Below are 19284 nucleotides of genomic sequence, written 5' to 3' on the forward strand. Positions count from 1 at the left end.
AAAAACCTTGAGCGTCAGATTTGAGAATCTGACGTCACTTGTTGTGTGGTTGGTTACTTATAACCAACCTGAGGTTGCTCACAACAGAATTTACCAAGTTTTTGAGAAACCTTGAGCGTCAGATTTAAGAATCTGACGGCACTTGTCGTGTGGTTGGTTACTTATAACCAACCTGAGGTTTCTCACAACAGAATTTACCAAGTTTTTGAGAAACCTTGAGCGTCAGATTTAAGAATCTGACGTCACTTGTTGTGTGGTTGGTTACTTATAACCAACCTGAGGTTGCTCACAACCGAATTTACCAAGGTTTTGAGAAACCCTGAGCGTCAGATTTAAGAATCTGACGTCACTTGTCGTGTGGTTGGTTCCTTATAACCAACCTGAGGTTGCTCCCCGCAGAATTTAACAAGGTTTTGAGAAACCTTGGGCGTCAGATTTGAGAATCTGACGTCACTTGTTGTGTGGTTGGTTACTTATAACCAACCTGAGGTTGCTCACATCCGAATTTACCAAGGTTTTGAGAAACCTTGGGCGTCAGATTTGAGAATCTGACGTCACAAAAAAAAGCGCAGAACGAGTTTCTGCGCTTTTTTTGAAAAATAAAAACGGCCTATGTAGTTGAAATTTGAAATTATATAGCTTTCTTGCATATAAATAAATCCTTAAATCCAAAAATGATGATTTCTTATTTGCTAAGTTTGGTTTGTGGCCTTTACGGTGGCGGAGCCACTCAGGAAGTTGCCCAAGTAGAAAATCACTCAGTACGAATTGTCGGCAGTTTTCACGACAATACCACCAAAGATTTTCTCAAAAAAAGCACGATTCGCGCGGTGTTCAAGTCGGGAAAACAACTGACGTACGAAACCAATGCCAATGGAGGGTATGAAATTGTAGTGCCCGATTCGACCCAATCTCTAACGTTTGATTCGGAAGGATACCGTACCCATACGATTCCTATCACCTTTATTGGGAAAATTTCGAGCAAAGCGACTTTTTCCATTCACCCTGAAATGGTGCTAACAAAAGACTCGCTCCAAGTTTCGGAAAGCCATTCTCAATTGTTGCAGATGTTCTTTCTTTTTCCCGATGGAATGGATGTCAATCATTTAATTACGAGAAATAACTCCAAGGCTTTTACCAGTTTTGACTATCGTAAAACGTATAATAAAGGCAAACATTTGTCATGGCATGCCACCGAGTTATCTAAAGGTATATACGAATATAAATCGACGACGCCTGAAGGAAAAAAGCTGTATTACAAGCAATTTGAGGTAAAAGAAGGGTATAATTTTATGGAAGTTACGCCCCAGCCAGAAGAATTACTTTCACCGCCAGCGGTGGCATTAACTGACCAAGTGTTGTACTTTTCACAGAGTACGTATGAGTTGACTGAAGAGGTGAAAACGAGTTTGGATGCGATAAGTAAAGCCTTGCTTGCTCAACCACAGACCAAATTGCAAATCACGGGTCATACCGATAACGTGGGAGAATCTGATAAAAACCTCATTTTGTCGGAATACCGCGCCAAAGTAGTAGCGAGTTATTTGGAACAAAAGGGTGTTTCGGCAAGTCAATTGGTGGTAGAATGGAAGGGAGCAGCTGCGCCTGCGGTGTCAAATGACGCAGAAGATAACAAAATAAAAAATCGCCGAGTGGAGCTGAAGGTAATTCCGTGATAGGTTTAAATTGAAAGGTGTGATGCAGAGACGCAACCAATTATGCCTTGCGTCTCTGCGTTAAAATCCTTTAAAACTCTCCAAACTGACCGTACATATCCTTCAATTTGGGGTCACGTTCGGTGTTGCGGATGTCTTTTCGCATGGCTTTTACGCCTTCAATGTCAGTCAAAAGTCCCAGTACTTGATACGCCCCAAACCGCACAAAATAAGCAGGGTCATTGCGGGCCATGGTTTCTAGCATTGGCAACGCTTTTCGTTGTACCGAACCATCCGATTTGATGAGGTATTTGCCAAACACTTGTAAAAAATTATACATTTCTGCCGACTTCAAACGCTTCATTTTCACCATGAACCAGTCGTACTGATCGGGTTTTGCCAAGCCTGCGTAGTAATTGGCTACGGCCGTCACGATTTCGCTATTGGGGGCGTTTTCAAAGCGTTTGGCTACGTCAACTGCGTCGTCGGGCTTTCCGATAAGGTAGGCATCGAGTGCCGCCGATACCACCTGATACGAGCTGTCGTTGAGGGCTTCGCGGAAGAGCGGATCGTTGGAGTTATCCCCAAACGAGCCTAACGTAATGATGGCCTCAGTACGCACCCGTGCATGGGCATCCACGCGAGCTTTGCTTTGCACAAGTCGTTCTACTTCATTAAACTGCAAACCATCGTATTCGGAGAAGTTAGAAACGGCTAATTGTCTGATTTTCCAAAACTTATCGCTCATGGCTTGCATCATGAGTTGGCGCACGGTAGAGTCGGCGAGTTGGTTTTCTAAGCCCGTAATGGCCTCATAGCGAGCTAGGTATTTGTCGCAATGTTGGTACTGAAAGATTAATTCAGGCTTTGATTTCTCGTAATTAATCTCGCCCAGTAGTTGCCGCTCGGCGTCAAAATCCACCAAATCAGGGCGTTGTTTTACTGGAATTTCAAACGTCTGTTTTGCTTTGTTGACGACAATTTCATGGGTTTCTTTTTGACCATTTACCCAGACATCCACCTTGAGGGGTAAACGGTGAATCGGCGTATAGAGCGAGTCCTGCAACTGAGAGACTTTGAGTGTCACTTTGTCGGCGTCGTACGATTTTTCTACTTTCAACGTAGGATGGCCTGGTGACAAGAACCACTGATTGAAAAACCAGTTCAAATCTTCGCCCGTTACTTCTTCAAAGGATTCCCGTAAATCGTTCACTTCGGCGGTTCCGAACCCGTAGCGAATGAGGTAATTGCGCGTGGCGGCAAAAAAAGCTTCGTCGCCGATGTATTTGCGAAGCATGTGCAAGACAAGCCCTCCTTTGGCATACGAATGGTTGTCGAACATGTCTTCCATATCGGTGTAATTGTACCGAATGAGGGGTTCTTGTTTTTGTTCAGATTCGCCCAAATACTGCTGCAATGAGCCTTGTGCCCAAAAATCAGCTTGTTCGGCGCCGAGTTTGTGTTCGTTCCAGAGGTATTCAGAATAATTGGCAAACGCCTCGTTGAGCGGCAAATGTACCCACGATTCACACGTGACCAAATTTCCAAACCAATGGTGCATGAGTTCGTGCGCGATGACATCGTCGGAGTTTCCATCCAGCAAAGCGCGGGTATCAGTTTGAACATTTTCGGCATGAACGGTCATGGACGTGTTTTCCATCGCACCTGCCACAAAGTCGCGAACGGCAATTTGGGCGTATTTATCCCACTGAAATTCTACCCCAAATTTGCTTTCAAAGAAATCAATCATTTCTCGCGTACGTCCAAAAATGGCTTTGGCGTGCGGGGCATATTCAGGTTCGACGTAGTAACTGAGCTCAAGGCCATTGCGAATGGTATCGCGCGCCACGGCAAAATCGCCCACCACAAAGGCCGCTAAGTAAGGAGCATGAGGCAGTTTCTGTACCCAGCGGTCGGTGCGGGTACTGTCGGGGTTGAGGCGAGATTCGACGAGTTTTCCGTTGGAAAGCGTCTTAAAGCGTTTCTCAACCGTCAGACGAATGTCTTGGGTCATTTTTTCATTCGGGCTGTCCACCGTAGGCATCCAGCACGAATTGTACTCGGTCTCGCCCTGCGTCCAAATCTGCTGTGGTTTTCCTTCGTCTAGCCCGTCGGCATTGATGAAATAGAGCCCTTTGTCGCCCTTTGTGCCCACAATTCCCGCAGGAAGTTCGTTGGGTTTTGCTACGTAGTCGATAAGTACATGAAGGGTATCGAAACGCGAATATTTACGGCGCAATTTGATGTTTAAAAGGCGCTTGTCGTAGGTATATTCGAGCGGGTCGTTGATGTATTCGTAGATGTATTTTTTTTGCAGGGAATCGTATTTTTTGAGGGTATCTAGTTGGAAAATACCCTTAATGTCGAAGCCTTTCGCGTCTAATTCGAGGGTATTTTGGGGGTAAAAATAGGGCTTAAACGTAATGACGGCGCTCCCCAGCGCGTGCTGCCGTAGCCAATCGAAACGAAGGTCGAGTTGGGTGTGTAGAATGTCGTTTTTAAGGGTGCGGGTTGGGCGAATTGGCCCTTTTTTTGCCACCCAAGCAGGCGCTTTGCGAAGCGTGTCAGCAGGGGTACTTGTCTTCGAAAATGAGCAAAATGCTATAAAACAACTAAATAAAAGTAATGCGATTCGTTTTACCATTAGTTCAATCCTTTGTCTTTAGGACGTTGAAAGTCAGAAAGGTAATTTGTGAAAATGAGAAAAAAGCAGTGAGTTATCACAGATTCAATAATAACGCAAAGTTCGGAAAGGTATTGGAAACAACGCAACAATTCACAAAAAAAGCGCCAATCGATGTCACTCGACGGGCGCTTTTGCTGGTCAGACGATAGTCAGACCAAGGTTTTTGCTGGTCAGACAGTAGTCAGACTAGGGGTGTCGCGGTCTGACTATCGTTTGACCGCTGTCCAAACTTATACTAATTCGTTTTTCATCAAATACTCTGCAATCTGTACGGCGTTGGTGGCGGCTCCTTTGCGAAGGTTGTCGGCTACAATCCAGAGATTGAGGGTTTTAGGTTGTGATTCGTCGCGGCGAATACGTCCTACAAACGTCTCATCTTTACCGTGTGCTGTCAAAGGCATTGGATAAACTTTATTTTGCGGGTCATCTTGGATTACCACGCCTTCGGCTTGGCCCAAGATTTCGTAAATATCTTTGAGGTCAAACTCATTTTCAAACTCAATGTTTACTGCTTCCGAGTGACCACCAATCGTCGGGATACGCACCGTCGTAGCAGTAACGGCGATGTTATCATCCATCATGATTTTCTTGGTTTCGTTGGTCATTTTCATCTCCTCTTTGGTATAGCCGTTGTCCAAGAAAACGTCGATGTGAGGCAATACGTTAAGGTCGATGGGGTGAGGATATACCTTTGGAGCGTCTTGATTGCCAGCGCGTTCTGCAAAAAGTTGGTCAACGGCTGCTTTACCCGTTCCTGTCACCGATTGGTAGGTCGAAACTACCACGCGTTTGATGCCATAGCGCTTGTGCAATGGATTCAAAACAACCACCATCTGGATGGTTGAGCAGTTGGGGTTGGCAATGATTTTATCTTCTTTGGTCAACGTAAAAGCGTTGATTTCGGGTACTACCAATTTCTTGGTTGGATCCATACGCCAAGCTGATGAGTTGTCAACGACTGTGATACCTGCCTCAGCAAATTTAGGAGCAAGCGACAAAGAAGTTCCACCACCCGCCGAAAAAATAGCGATAGCTGGCTTTGCTGCAATTGCATCTTCAAAGCTAACAATGGTGTACTGTTTACCCTTGAACGTGACCTGTTTACCTACTGATCTTTCTGATGCTACTGGAATCAACTCAGTGATTGGGAAGTTACGCTCTTCGAGTACTTTGAGGATTTCGCTGCCTACCAAACCGGTAGCGCCTACTACTGCGATTTTCATTGGTTTGCTCTTGTTTGAGTTATTAAAAATTAACGGATGTACATAAAAAAATCGTCACCGCGAAGGTTAAGAATCTGGACAAACACGCTGGCATGATAGGGTCAATATCCCATCAGGCTCCGCGTGTCTATTTAGATTTCTTTGTGTTCACAGTGACGATTAAAAATGTGGGTGCAAAATAAGGTCTTTCTCAGAAGTAAGTCAAGAAAATAATGGATTTTTTGTAAAAAAGTTAAAACTTGGCAAACTTTTTTGTCATTTTATTAATCCATTGGCTTTGAAACGTTTCAAATTTTGTTCTGTCCAAAACCGACTGTTAGGTTTTAGAATGACGTTTAGCATTCCTTCGGTAGTGGGCTCGTTGGATGCCTGGAAATGCCTGATGATATCGATGGCCTCAATTTCTTGCCCAGAAAGCGCTTGTAACGATTCCCAAGAGGTAGGCAGTCCGTCGATGCTCAAAAAAGCTTTTCGAATTGACACTTTTTCTCCTTTTTCTATCCAATAGACCCCATCGGTTTTGGGCTTGATTTGGCCATGAAATTCACCCAACAAGCGTAAAAGTGGAAAGGCATGGTCTGATTTGTCGATGACCAAGGTACTATCGGCCTTGAGGTAGGGGCGTCGGAAGTCTTTTGAAACGTTAGGCGCTTGTGTTGTGGTAGGTACCGCATGACGTTGCCGCGAAACTTGGGCTAAACTATCTCTTTTCGACGAACTGAGGTGCTGGACAGGATGCCAAAACCATTGGGGAACAATTGGCATCCATCTGGTATCAAGTGCAATGGATGCGTTTTTGATTTTGTCACTTTGCGCTTGAATGGTAATGTTTGTTTCTCCATAAAACAGCATTGGAGTCGAGGCAAAATTTCCTTCGGCGTCAGTTGAGGCTTGAAAATGAAGAGCGGTGGAATCTGATTGTACAAGGCCAATCACAGGGCTGTTAGCCACGGGACGTCCGTTGGGTTGTTTTATTATTCCTCGTAATGTCAGCCCAGATTCGTACTCAAGCACCGTTGCATCCGACGAACTGTAGGGACGAACTTCGTGCGTGAGTAAGAGGGCGTCTAATGTTCGGGCAAGGTTGGTGGTTGTGGCGAAATAACACGCACTTAATTCACTTTCAAAAAGCTGAGAATGAAAGGAAGCATCGTCGTCTTCGTCGGACGAATGATAAAAAGCGCGATTGGCAATCGGATTATTGAGAGCGTCGAGCAGGGTTACTTGCATAACGCCTGTTCCTTCCAAATCTTCTTTGGCAATGCGGGCGGTAGTTAGATTCCCTTTGGGAGTAGCGATGGCCTCATAGACAATTTGCCCGCGTAAGTGAATCAGCAGGCGCATCGGTTTCCATTCTTGGGCTGAAAGGTTGTTGTAAATTTTAATGATGACCGTCGCCGTATCGCGCAGTACATCAACGTTGATGACGTAGCCTTTGGGCTGAATAGCAGGGAGACTGACTTCGTTTCCATTGCTTAATTTCGCTCGGAGGGGCTGGGTAGAGGGAGGCATGATAAAGAAGTTGCCGTACCCCTGTGCATTGGTTTTAACTGTCATCAGGGTATCGTTGGTGGCGTTGAGCACCCAACCATCAACCGCCACAGGAGCACCCGATTTGGTAAAACTACGAACCCCAACTCGATTGGGTAGTTCTGCAATCAAATGCCCGCTTTCAGGAAAAAATGCCACGCTGATTGAATCGTTTTGTGCAGATGAAACAGACGCGTCGATGACCTGAAAAGAGGTTCGTCCCCAAAAACGCTCATCAAAATGCCTTGCCCAGTTGTTGTACGCAATCAGCTGGTACGTACCTCCCTGCAATGAATCAGGAACCACCCAATGTCCCGAAAGTCGCCCGTTTTCTATCCATAAAGGTTGTTGCCAAACTACGTTGTTTTCGTTGCGAATGGCAAGATACACAATGGTTTGGGGGATAAATTGGTGGGAAGTAGCATCAATAACTTCTACTTGATAGCGAAGTGTGTCGCCCAGTGCAAAGTGCGATTGCGAGAGTTGCAGAAGAAACTTCTCTTGTTTTTGAAAATGAGGAATCAGCCCAGCTTGTTCGAGCAGCGTTGACGAAAGGCTGTCGTTGGGCTGGTAGTCGTTGGGAAGCAAATCCGCGATGCGTTTTTTACTCATGCTACCGCCCGTTTCAAATTGGTACGAATTTTCAGGAATACCATCGTACGAAAAGGCAAAAGCGGCTCCTTTGATGGTCAGCCAAGTGACTTCACGGTTGAGGTCGAAATACCAACTTTGTGGGTCGCGGCGATGGAGATAATGGATTTCGTACTTACGATTGGGCAAAATCACGCGTTGCAAAGCCACATCGGTATAAGCCAACGTATCGGGATTAATTTCAAGGAGGCGATTGTTCCTAAAATACCGATTTCGGGAAATTCGTTGCGTCGTGGTGTCCGTATCCAGATATACTCGAAAGCCTTCCGACTGACTTTTTTTGTGGGCTACGGCCCTTAAAAAATGGTAAATAGAGCCTCGATACGCGTCATTTCGGGCCAATTCCCACTCTTTTTGCTGGGCGTCATTTTTGGCCGTCATTTCCCGATATAACAACTTGCCGCTAAATTCGTAGGTAGTCGTAGTGGCATTAAACTGTTCTAATTGGTATTCAATATCATAGCCAAGCGATTTGTTGTGTATCTCAAAAGGGCGGGACGAAGTCGCATGAAGCACCTGTTTTTTTCGACTCAGGTCAATGAAATACGGGTCTTTGATTTCGCAGTTTCGGGCGTTTTTGGTACGCCCCAAAAACTCACGTTGAAAATCTTTGTATAGCCGTTTCCATTGTTTATCGCGTTTGCCTGCCACCTTGACTTCCGCTAAAAAACGGGTGTCAGGCTGGAGTCGAATCGAAAAACGACGGGTTTCGTCGGGACGTAAAACAACTTCTTGTTCAAACGATTTAAACCCCACCATCGACGCCACCACTTTGACGTAGCCCGAAGTCTGGACCCGCAGCGAAAAATTTCCTTTTACATCAGTTTGTGTCCCTTTGGTGGTGTTGCTGATAAAAACGTTGACAAAAGGCAGGGGCTGATTGGTTGCGTCGTCAATGATATTTCCCGTGAGGGTTTGGGCAATATTGGAAAAAGGCAGCCAAAGAAAAACCAACGCCAAAAAAACAAAACGGACTTGGTTTCTCGCACCGTGTGTTTGGTTTCTCAAAACCAAACAGTTATTGCGTCCTTGGTTTCTCAAAATCAAAAAGTTGTTGTGTGTTTGGTTTCTCAAAACCAAACAACTACCGAGTTGCAAGTGATTCAAAGCCTGTCTATTGAAACCGATGGAGTGGATGAAAATCGCCATACATTGCTAGGAGTGATGCAGTAATCTAAACGAACATCAAAGGCGTCGGCATCGGTGATAGTTGGTATTGGGTCAAAAAAAGACACGCCTACTTTGAGAACATTGGAGCGGCACTTTGCCAAAAAACGATCATAAAACCCTTTTCCATACCCAACCCGATTACCTTGGTGGTCAAAAGCTAAAAGTGGAATAACCACCAAATCTATCTTTGGTACTGGAAAATGGAGGGAAGTTGAAGGATTTGGCTCTAAAATTTCCCACTGATTTGAGAGAAGTTCGATGTCGGGTGTCCACAGATAATGCTCCATTTCACCCGTTTGAGGAAGGCTACGCGGAACGACGATGCTGGTACGGGGAAATTCGTGTTGAAGGGTATCAATAATGGGGAAGGTATCTACCTCGTTTTGGCGACGGATGGGCAAATAACAGTGAATGGCTTGGAAGTCAGCGACAGGAAAAGAAGCAAAAAACAGCCGCGCAATGGCTTGACTTTGCGCGGCTGTTTGGGTAGGAGACAAAGCCATACGTTGTTGTTTAAACACATGGCGTAGCTCTTTTTTAGTCATAATTTATTACTTAATTCCTCCCATCCAATCTTTTAGTGGGCGTTGAAGAATGAAGATTACTCCGCCCACGGCTAAGCAGAACCAAACGATGCTCATAAACATTTGGGGCATTTGCTGAACGTTTTCTTCGTCGAAACCTCCCGCAAACAAACCTGCAAAAAGGTTACCCAACGCCGCAGCTACAAACCAAATACCCATCAATTGGCTCAGGTATTTTTTAGGGGCAAGTTTGGTATAAGCACTTAATCCAACGGGACTCAAGCACAACTCACCAAGGGTATGGAATAAATACGTGAAGGTCAAGAACAAGGCCGAAGCTTTTACGCCAGTAAGGGCTATTTGCGCACCTACAACCATGATATAATAGCCTAATCCTAGTAAAAACAGACCAATCGCGAATTTCACCAACAAAGGAGGGTTAAATTGTTTTTTCTCCAAAAATACCCACAAACCACCCAAAACAGGCGCAAAAACGAGGATATAGAAAGGATTGAAGTTTTGGAACCAGCTCGACGGCATCCCAAAAGGAAGTTCCGAATAGCGGTCGGCAAAAATTTGCAGCGACGAACCTTGTTGCTCAAACCCAGCCCAAAACAATACGGCACCCCAGAAAAGAATGAACAGAATCACGATTCGTTTTCTTTCGGTGGTATCAAGCCCTGACGCAAAAATGAGGTTGAGGAAATAAACGATAACGATGGCTACCGCAATCACGCCCATTGAGGTAGCTACGGCTGCCTTGCTGCCCCATTGGAACATCCCGTTGAACTGCATGACCAGCATGAAAACTACCAACGCGCCGAGCAATCCCCACGTAATGGGATTAGTTTTTTCACTCGATTTTTCGGAAGCCAATGCTTTAGGCAACATGCCTTTGTCTTGGAGGTAGGTTTGGGCCGTAAAACGATAAACAAGCAAGCCCAAGAACATGGCTACCGCCGCTGCTCCGAAGCCGTAATGCCAGCCTACTTTTTGGCCAAGGTAACCTACAATCAAAATTCCCAAAAACGAACCCGTATTGATACCAATGTAAAAGATAGAAAAGGCGGCGTCACGTATAGCACCTCCTTCAGGGTATAACTCACTGACAATAGAACTGATGTTGGGTTTGAGGAGTCCAGTACCGATAGCTACAAGCCCTAATCCCGTAAAAAATACGGCCTGCGAAGCGGGAAACGCAAGTACAATGTGGCCCAGCATAATGGCGATACCGCCGTACCAAATGGCTTTGCGTTGACCCAAAACGTTATCGGCAAGCCAGCCACCAGGCAACGATAAAAGATAAACAGAGAAGGTATATAATCCGTAAATAGCGCCCCCTTCACCTTCGTTGAGGCCCATTCCCCCTGAGGTTTTATCAAGCAAAAATAACAGAAGGATGGCGCGCATACCGTAGTAGGAAAAACGCTCCCACATTTCGGTGAAAAACAGTACAAATAAGCCCTTGGGATGGCCAAATAGTGTTTTTTCGGACATAAAAAAGGTCAGTTTAGTTAGGTTTGGTTTGAGTGCTGAAAAAGTGCATTAAAAAAGTGGTAATCGAATAAAAACGCATACTCGATTACCACAAATGTAAAAAAAAAGCCTTGGAAACAAATAAAACCGCCTTGGATGGGTTATTTCCAACCTCCCCCCAACGAACGATAAATGCCAATGACGGCAAAATACTGACGCTTCCGCACGTCAATTAGGTCGATGCGTGATTGTAGGGCACTTTTACGGTTAAAAATAACCTCCAAATACGAAGCGCGACCCGTAGAAAACAAATCCGAAGCGGTTTGGATGGAGGTATTAAGTACATCCACCTCAGCGCGTTTGAAATCGTAAATTTTTTCGAGGTTATTGATTAGTACAAGCTGGTTATAGACCTCAAAATAGCCGTTTAGAATGCTACGCTGATAGTTGTAAACGGCCTCCACCTGCGCCGCTCTTGCCATTTTTAGTTCGGCTTTGAGGGCGGTTTTGTTGAATAGCGGCACGGCCAGCCCACCAATGAGGTTGTAAGCAATGGATTGGGGTGAAATCAAAAACTGAGGATTGAAAGATTGAAGCCCAAGTGCGCCTGTGATGTTGAGTGACGGATAAAACGCCGCCTTTGAAATAAACACCTCAGCTTTGGCCGCAGCCAGTTCCAATTCTGCCTGTTTTACGTCGGGGCGGTTTTTGAGCAAATCTGCCGGTACGCCCGCTTTGATTTGATTTGGAAGCCCCGTCATAAACAAATTTCGGGAGCGAATGATTGGGTTTGGATACCTGCCTAACAGAAAATTGATGCGATTTTCGGCTTCACGTACGCGCTGCAAAATCTCTGCCTCCAGGCCTTGGGTGCTGAGAAGCTGTGCTTCAAACTGCTTTACTGCCAGTTCGTTGGAGCGGCCTGCGTCTTTCTGAATCTTGATAATGTTCAATTCGTTTTCTTGCAACGTAATTGTTTCTTTCAACAAATCAAGTTCGCGGTCGAGCGCCATCAGCTCGTAATACAACGAAGCAATGTCAGAAATTAGGTTCGTTATGACAAAATTACGCCCTTCGACTGAGGCCAAATACCGAGCCAAAGCTGCTTCTTTTCTGGCCCGCAATTTCCCCCAAATATCCAATTCCCATGAGCTTTGAAGTCCAACGTTGAAGTCAGGTAAATACTCGGGAATGCGCTGATTTTCAGAGATATTGTTGGAGAAATTGGTGTCGTAGTTCCCGATGCCATCCATGGTATATTTCCCAAAACGGCGCTGTCCAACAGTACCAGCACCCGTCACAAAAGGCAGCGTAAGCCCTTTTGCGCGTTCAGCTTGGGCTTTGTTGGTTTCGATGCGCTGAAGCGCAATGCGAATATCGAAATTGTTGGCTAATGCGGTATCAATAAGCGATACCAAATTAGGGTCGGAAAAGTAGCTTTTCCAGTGAATATCAGCGGCATTGCTGCTGTGAGCAGCGCCATTGAAAGAATCGGGCGTTGGGGCAAACGTAGGTAACTGTTCGGGCGCTTTGAGTGATTTACAGCCCGAGAAAAACAGGCCGCCAACAAACAGCCCTAACAGGAGGATATGGGTGAGTTTACGCATTGACTTCGTGGGTTAGGTGGGCAACTTCTTTTTTCTTTTTGCGCGACAATCGGTCGGAGAGGGTTTCAAATACCACGTACAAACCTGGTATTAAAATCACCCCAAAGATTGTCCCGAAGAGCATTCCGCCCGCAGCGGCTGTTCCGATGGTACGGTTTCCGATGGCACCTGCACCTGAGGCCATCATAAGCGGAATCAAGCCCGCAATGAAGGCAAACGAAGTCATCAAAATGGGACGTAAACGGGAGCCTGCTCCTTCGATAGCCGCCTGCAACGGCGTGAAACCTTCGCTGCGTTTGAGAATGGCAAACTCGACAATCAGAATGGCGTTTTTACCCAACAAACCAATCAACATCACCAGCGCCACTTGGGCGTAAATGTTGTTTTGTAACCCCAAAACCGCCAAGAAGAAAAAGGCACCAAATATCCCAGTTGGCAGCGATAAAAGCACGGGAAGCGGTAGCAAAAAGCTCTCGTACTGCGCCGCAAGCAACAGATACACGAAAATAAGACAGATGATAAAAATGTAAATGGCTTGGTCGCCCGACAAGATTTCGTCGCGCGTCATGCCCGACCATTCGTAGGTGTAGCCTTTGGGTAGTTTCTGAGCGGCTACTTCTTGAATCGCCCGAATGGCATCGCCGCTACTAAAACCTGGGGCGGCGTCGCCATTGATCATTGCTGCCGTAAACATGTTGTAGCGCGTAAGTTGTTCGGGGCCATACACCCGTTCTGTTTTGACAAAAGCGGAGTACGGCACCATTTCGCCTTCGGTGTTTTTAACGTACAGTTTGAGAATATCCTCAGGTTGCATTCGGTACTCAGGCGATGCTTGCACCATTACTTTGTACATTTGCCCAAAACGAATAAAGTTGGTAGCATAAAAACTACCAATAAGCGATTGCAGGTTGTTCATGGCATTGTCAATCGAGACGCCCTTTTGGGCCGCTTTTTCGTTGTCAACGTGAATCAAATACTGCGGAAAACTCGCGTCATAGCTCGTAAACGCATTGACCACTTCAGGGCGTTTGTTGAGTTCTTCAATAAATGCCTTCGTTACTTTTTCCATCGCTTGCAGATTGCCACTTCCCGTGCGGTCTTGAAGACGGAATTCAAATCCGCTGGCGTTTCCGTAACCAGGCACGGCAGGCGGCGGGAAAAACTGAATGTCGGCGTCTTTGATGTGTTTGGTTTTTTCGGATAACAAAGCAATCACGTCATCGACCGATTCTTTGCGACTTTCCCACGGTTTGAGGTTCATCATTCCCATACCAAATGAAGCCCCCGCACCGTCGGTCATCAAACTAAAGCCCGATAAAGTCGAAATCGACTCCACGGCATCGAGTTTTAGGCTTACTTTTTCAATTTCATCGACCACGGCTTCGGTACGTTCGAGGGTAGCGCCCGACGGCGTCGTGATGTTGGCATAAATCGTACCTTGGTCTTCCGTTGGAATAAAGCCCGATGGAAGCACGAGGTTGGTTCCCCAGGTGGCAGCGATAAAGAACACCAACATGGCAAACGTCACAACTCGGCGATTGGCAATGACGTTAATCAGTGAGCGATAACGGTCTGAAACTCCGTTGTACCAGTTGTTGAATCCGTCAAAAAAGCGGGTGAGCAGCGTGGCTTTCTGACCGTGGTGGCTTTTGAGCATGATGGCGCAAAGCGCGGGTGTAAGCGTCAGGGCGTTGATTCCCGAAATCACAATCGAAATGGCCATCGTAATCGAAAACTGGCGATAAAATACCCCCGATGGGCCGTCCATAAACGCTACGGGCACAAACACGGCCGTCATAACGAGCGTAATCGCCACAATGGCGCCGCTGATTTCGTTCATGGATTCGATGGTGGCGTCTTTGGCATTTAGCCCTTTTTCTTCCATCTTGGCGTGAACAGCCTCGACGACCACAATGGCGTTGTCAACCACAATCCCGATGGCCAATACCAAGGCAAACAACGTGAGGAGGTTGATGGAGAACCCGAATAGTTGCATAAAGAAAAATGTACCAATAAGCGAAACAGGTACGGCCAAAGCAGGAATGAGCGTAGAGCGGAAGTCTTGCAAGAAGATAAACACCACCAAGGCCACCAAAATAAAGGCTTCAATCAAGGTCTTGATTACCTCGTGGATAGAAGCATCCAAAAAGCGCGACACGTCGTAGCTGACAGTGTAGGTCATGCCTGGCGGGAACGATTTCTGCAACTCCGTCATTTTGGTTTTGATGTTGGCAATCACCGCACTTGCGTTAGAGCCAGGGCGTTGCTTGAGCAAAATCGCGGCCGATGGACGGCCGTTTTCTTTGGATAAAACGTTGTAGTTCAACGAGCCAAATTCGATGTCGGCCACGTCTTTCAAGCGTAAAATATCACCACTTGGATTGGCCTTAATGATGATATTTTCGTACTGTGCTTGGTCAGTAAATTTTCCCGTGTAGCGAAGTACGTACTGCAATGACTGCGATTTGCGGCCAGAACTTTCCCCGATTTTTCCAGGAGCAGCTTCTACGTTTTGGTTGCGGAGGGCCGAAATGACGTCATCGGCCGAAACGTTGTAAACCGTCATGCGGTCGGGTTTGAGCCATACCCGCATCGAATATTCCCGTTGCCCCATAATGTTGGCAAAACCAACGCCATCGACACGTTTCAATTCTGCCACAACGTTGATGTCGGCAAAGTTGTACAAAAACTCTTCATTGGCGGTGGTATCTTCACTCAAGAGGTTGATATACATCAACATACTGTTTACTTCTTTTTCGGTCGATACCCCCGCTTTGATAACCTCTTCGGGCAATTCGTCGAGGACGGTTGCTACCCGTGTTTGGACGTTTACGGAAGCCAAATCGGGGTCGGTGCCTACTTTAAAGTAAACCTGAATGATACTGGTACCGTCGTTGCCCGACACGGAAGTCATGTAGGTCATGCCTGGTACGCCGTTGATGGCACGTTCGAGCGGTGTTACCACGGCCTTAGAGCAGGCTTCGGCGTTAGCCCCTGTGTATTTGGTCGTTACCGTTACGGCAGGAGGAGCGATGTCGGGATATTGGGTCACGGGGAGCTGGGTCATGGCAAGCAGCCCTAGCAGCGTGATGATGAGTGATATAACAATCGATAGGACGGGCCTATTGATAAACAAGGTAAACATGATGATACGTATTTGTGTGGGACAATGGGTTTTACAGCAGGCATTATTGCTGCGTCAATTGCGAACGAATTGTGGCGAACGACTTCATTTCAGGTTTGATACTCATGCCGACGCGCATGTCTTGCAACCCTTCATAAATGATTTTGTCGTTCGGACTAATCCCCGATTCCAATACATACAAGTGTGGCATTCGGAGTTTAGGCACAAAACTTCGCATTTGGACTTTGTTTTGGTTGTCCACTACATAGACGTAGATTTTATCTTGAATTTCAAAGGTTGATTTTTGAGGAATTACGAGGGCGTTTTTTACTTTACGCAACACCCGCACTTTACCACTCGAACCGTGTTTGAGGATACGTTCGGGATTGGGAAAACGCGCCCGAAACGCAATGCTTCCCGTGGCGTTATCAAACTCACCTTCAATGGTTTCGACGTATCCTTTGTGCGGATGCCCTTCGCTGTTGGCCAGAATCAATTCAACCTCAGTTCGATGGTCAGTTTGCTTATTGTTGGTCGCAAATTCGAGGTATTCTTTTTCCGAAACGTTAAAATAAGCATATACTTCTTGGTTGTCGGAAATGGTGGTCAACAACGTTCCTTCGTCAATCAAACTTCCGATTTTGTTAGGAATACGGTTGATGATGCCGTCGAAAGGCGCTTTGATTTCCGAAAAAGACAGCTTGAGCTTGGCGCTTTGCTCTTGCGATTCGGCCTCTTCGATGCGGGCATTGAGGGCGTCGAGTTTGGCTTTGGCCATGTCGTATTCGGTTTTGGATACCACATTTTTGTCCACCAATTTTTTGACGTTTAGTAGGTCAAGTTCAGCGGTTTTGGCCTCAGCAATGGCACTTTTTAGCACAGCCGTAGCGCGCAATAAATCCCCTTTATATTCTTGATTACTGATACGGAAAAGTACTTGTCCTTTGCGTACTGTTTTTCCTTCGTCCACGTGAATGCTTTCAATATAGCCCTTGACCCGAGCACGAATTTCAACGTTTTTAACGGAGTTGATGTCCGAAACATAGTCTGTATGATAGACGGTGTCAATCGTAATTGGTTGAATAACAGGGTACTTCTCTTGGGTGGTGGTTTGGTTTGAATCAGCAGTTGAGCAGGCCGAAATGCACAGCCCAATCACCGAAGTGAGGATTAATGGTACTCTCATAAGAAATAATGGTTGTGTTGAAATATACAGTAATGGAAAACGCAGAGCGAAAGACTTGGAAAACCAAGTCCTCAGAGCGCTCAAAATGAGGCCCTAGTAAAAGAAGTTAGCTAAAGTTTGGAGGCGGAGAAATGGGTTCAATTTCTCGCGTTTCAAGAAGTCCTAAATAATGGTCGAAATTAGCGTCCAACTCATCGGTGAGTTGAATGGATAAAAATTCTACGTCAAACGGGGGCCAAATAAGGCCAATGCTGAAATCCTCAAGAAAAGAACTCTCACTTCCTTTTTCATTGGAAGGGGCATCTGTGTGGCTTGCGATGGAATTAACCAACGAAACAGTAAGCAAGGAGAGAAAGTTTTGGGGACGTTGATGACAGGTGTTGTCGCGGTAAAGCGTGGCCGTTTTTTCTAAAATTATCGGTGGCACAGGGGCAATACATAGGTGAATCATTTGAAGGAGTAAAGCCCAACAAACGATTTGTTTTAGAATGTATGTGACACTTGCTGATTTCATGCTCTATGGCAAATATACCACTAAAACCCATTTTATCCACAGTATGTTCGTTAAAAAACGGCGTTTGGAGTGGATTTGTCGAGCAGAATGCCTTTTTTACAAAGAAGCAAGTTGCTCGGATACCATGGCTAGTTCGGGGCTTACATCAACATCAATGGCGATTTTTTGCAGTTTTTGGAGTAAATTTTCTAAAAATAGACGATGACTAGCGGTATTGGGGTACAGCGGACGATGTCCGAGCGCTTGCCGAATCTTTTGCCATTCTTGGATAAATTTTTGTAACTCTTTGGTAAAATAAGCGTTAGCAAATCGCTCGAAAATATAGTCCTCGGCTTGTTCGTTGGGGTGAATAAGGTCAGATTTGTAGAAGCGATAATCGCGGAGGTCGTCGAGTAATAATTCGTAGGCAGGAAAGTAAGCATGGCCCCGCTCCGAAAGTTCGTGACAAGCCACGCGCAGCAACGACTTACTGACGGCGTTGAGCGGCAGCGTATCGCGGGTATGGCGTACGGGGCTGACCGTAAAAATGACTTTAAGAGAGGTTGGAAGTTTGGTGAAAAATCCGTCAAAAGCGGCCACGATTTGCTCGGTTTGGAGCAGTTTCCGTTGGAAGGCCGAACTCGGTGTTTTATGGCAATTGGCGACCCACTGACCACTTTCGAGGTGACGATACACAAATGCCGTACCCAAGGTGATAATGAGCACTTCGGTGCGAGAAAGCCATTGCTGAACGGCAGCCAATGTAGTAACAAGCCGTTCCTGCAGTTCTTCGCGTGAAGCCGCCCACAACGACGAATGAAAATCGTAATGAAACCAAACTCCTTGGTGTTCAACGTACAAACGCTCGTCGGGTGGAGTTTCTTCTAAGGCATGATGCAAGAGTTTGACGATAGACAACGGGTTAAATAGCGTTCCAAACGGATTGGAAAGGGTCGGGATTTTATTCTCAACGAGCTTTGTGCCAATCACTTCTGCAAAGCACGAGCCCAGCGTTAGTACGGGGGTTTGCAAGGTGATTTTGTCAGGACTTTCGGGGACAATCAGCTCGGTTCGGAAGTGCATAGAGGGAAAATTGGGTAATCAGAGCGAATTGATTTCTTCTTGGGTTAGACCTGTCAATTTTATGATTAAACTTGGGTCTAAGTTTTCATGTTTCATGCCTTTGGCAATCTCCATTGCCTTTTGTTTTTTAGCACGATCTTCGGCATCAATTTGCATTGTCCAAGCCATGCTAGCTTGGTACCTGAGGTTTTCAATATGATGATGGTAATTGCGTAACTCTTCTTCGTTTAAGTTATCCACCCGCCAAAGTTCCTTCGCTTTGGCAATTCCTTTGGCGTTGAATTCATCTTTAATTTCGTTGTTTTTAAAGTAATAAATCCATTGGTCCAACGAATCTTTGGCAACGTCGTTAAACTGATTCACTTTTAAAACGTAATACTCAGGGAAAATTTGAAACGGCTCAGATTTGCCTAAAATCTCGACTTGTTTATCAGAAAGACTTAATTTGCCTGAGGTATGAATTCCATAAAAATCGGTTTTTCCGTGGTAAACATAATCATCGCCTTGCCCCAAGTCAAAATAGACAATGTTGATGGCATATACTTTCTTGATATTTCTATACGGTTCTCCCACTGAGATGTAATCAGTAATCACCTTTGAAGTACCATAGGCCATTCGATGGAAATAATCGTATTCGTTTTGATTTTGGATTTCAATGATGACTAGTTCTCCTTTGGAATTTTTAACCAACATATCAACCCGATTAAACTTATCAGATTCATAACGTTGATTGCTTTCACTTTCTAAAATTGTTTGGATCAGAATGTCGTCGCGAAGCAGCTCGGATAAAAAACCTTCTAACACCGAAAAATCGGCTTTATTTCTCAACAATCGCTTAATTGCCCAATCGAATCGTATTAAATTTCGGTTGTTCAT

At 45.6% G+C, this 19284-nt stretch carries 12 protein-coding genes; 1 reads left to right on the forward strand and 11 read right to left on the reverse strand.

The features are described 5' to 3' along the window. Positions 1 to 674 precede the first annotated feature (674 nt). The gene (locus AC23N5_RS08265) at positions 675 to 1676 is read left to right on the forward strand and encodes an OmpA family protein (RefSeq protein ID WP_487755183.1); all 1002 of its coding nucleotides are present in this window, start codon (positions 675 to 677) and stop codon (positions 1674 to 1676) included. A 70-nt stretch (positions 1677 to 1746) separates the two neighbouring features. Here AC23N5_RS08265 and AC23N5_RS08270 read toward each other — a convergent pair whose 3' ends face one another. From AC23N5_RS08270 to AC23N5_RS08320, 11 genes are all read right to left on the reverse strand, one after another. Next, complete coding sequence (locus AC23N5_RS08270; protein ID WP_487755184.1) at positions 1747 to 4299, reverse strand: M1 family aminopeptidase; 2553 nt, start codon at positions 4297 to 4299, stop codon at positions 1747 to 1749. Positions 4300 to 4571: 272 nt separating this feature from the next. Beyond that, complete coding sequence (locus AC23N5_RS08275) at positions 4572 to 5564, reverse strand: aspartate-semialdehyde dehydrogenase (protein WP_487755185.1); 993 nt, start codon at positions 5562 to 5564, stop codon at positions 4572 to 4574. Between the two features lie 255 nt (positions 5565 to 5819). Next, the gene (locus AC23N5_RS08280) at positions 5820 to 8753 is read right to left on the reverse strand and encodes a carboxypeptidase-like regulatory domain-containing protein (RefSeq protein ID WP_487755186.1); all 2934 of its coding nucleotides are present in this window, start codon (positions 8751 to 8753) and stop codon (positions 5820 to 5822) included. A 95-nt stretch (positions 8754 to 8848) separates the two neighbouring features. Beyond that, entirely contained in the window at positions 8849 to 9460 is a 612-nt protein-coding gene (locus AC23N5_RS08285; RefSeq protein ID WP_487755187.1) for a 5-formyltetrahydrofolate cyclo-ligase, read from the reverse strand. A 6-nt stretch (positions 9461 to 9466) separates the two neighbouring features. Further along, positions 9467 to 10936, reverse strand: a complete 1470-nt coding sequence (locus AC23N5_RS08290) for a peptide MFS transporter (protein WP_487755188.1) — start codon at positions 10934 to 10936, stop codon at positions 9467 to 9469. Between the two features lie 140 nt (positions 10937 to 11076). Then, a complete protein-coding gene (locus AC23N5_RS08295; RefSeq protein WP_487755189.1) occupies positions 11077 to 12522 on the reverse strand; it encodes a TolC family protein in 1446 nt (481 codons plus the stop codon). Continuing rightward, the gene (locus AC23N5_RS08300; RefSeq protein ID WP_487755190.1) at positions 12515 to 15667 is read right to left on the reverse strand and encodes an efflux RND transporter permease subunit; all 3153 of its coding nucleotides are present in this window, start codon (positions 15665 to 15667) and stop codon (positions 12515 to 12517) included. The genes AC23N5_RS08295 and AC23N5_RS08300 overlap by 8 nt, the downstream gene beginning before the upstream one ends. 43 nt (positions 15668 to 15710) lie before the next feature. After that, complete coding sequence (locus AC23N5_RS08305) at positions 15711 to 16832, reverse strand: efflux RND transporter periplasmic adaptor subunit (protein WP_183973300.1); 1122 nt, start codon at positions 16830 to 16832, stop codon at positions 15711 to 15713. A gap of 106 nt (positions 16833 to 16938) precedes the next feature. Next, on the reverse strand, positions 16939 to 17346 hold the full coding sequence (locus tag AC23N5_RS08310; RefSeq protein ID WP_487755191.1) for a hypothetical protein: 408 nt from the start codon (positions 17344 to 17346) through the stop codon (positions 16939 to 16941). Positions 17347 to 17442: 96 nt separating this feature from the next. Beyond that, positions 17443 to 18408 carry a GSCFA domain-containing protein gene (locus AC23N5_RS08315; RefSeq protein WP_487755192.1) on the reverse strand — a complete coding sequence of 322 codons (966 nt, stop codon included), beginning with the start codon at positions 18406 to 18408 and terminating at the stop codon, positions 17443 to 17445. Between the two features lie 18 nt (positions 18409 to 18426). Continuing rightward, positions 18427 to 19284: an Rpn family recombination-promoting nuclease/putative transposase gene (locus tag AC23N5_RS08320; RefSeq protein ID WP_487755193.1), complete on the reverse strand. Its 858-nt coding sequence runs from the start codon at positions 19282 to 19284 to the stop codon at positions 18427 to 18429.

Source organism: Runella sp. R5_40, from assembly GCF_057652295.1.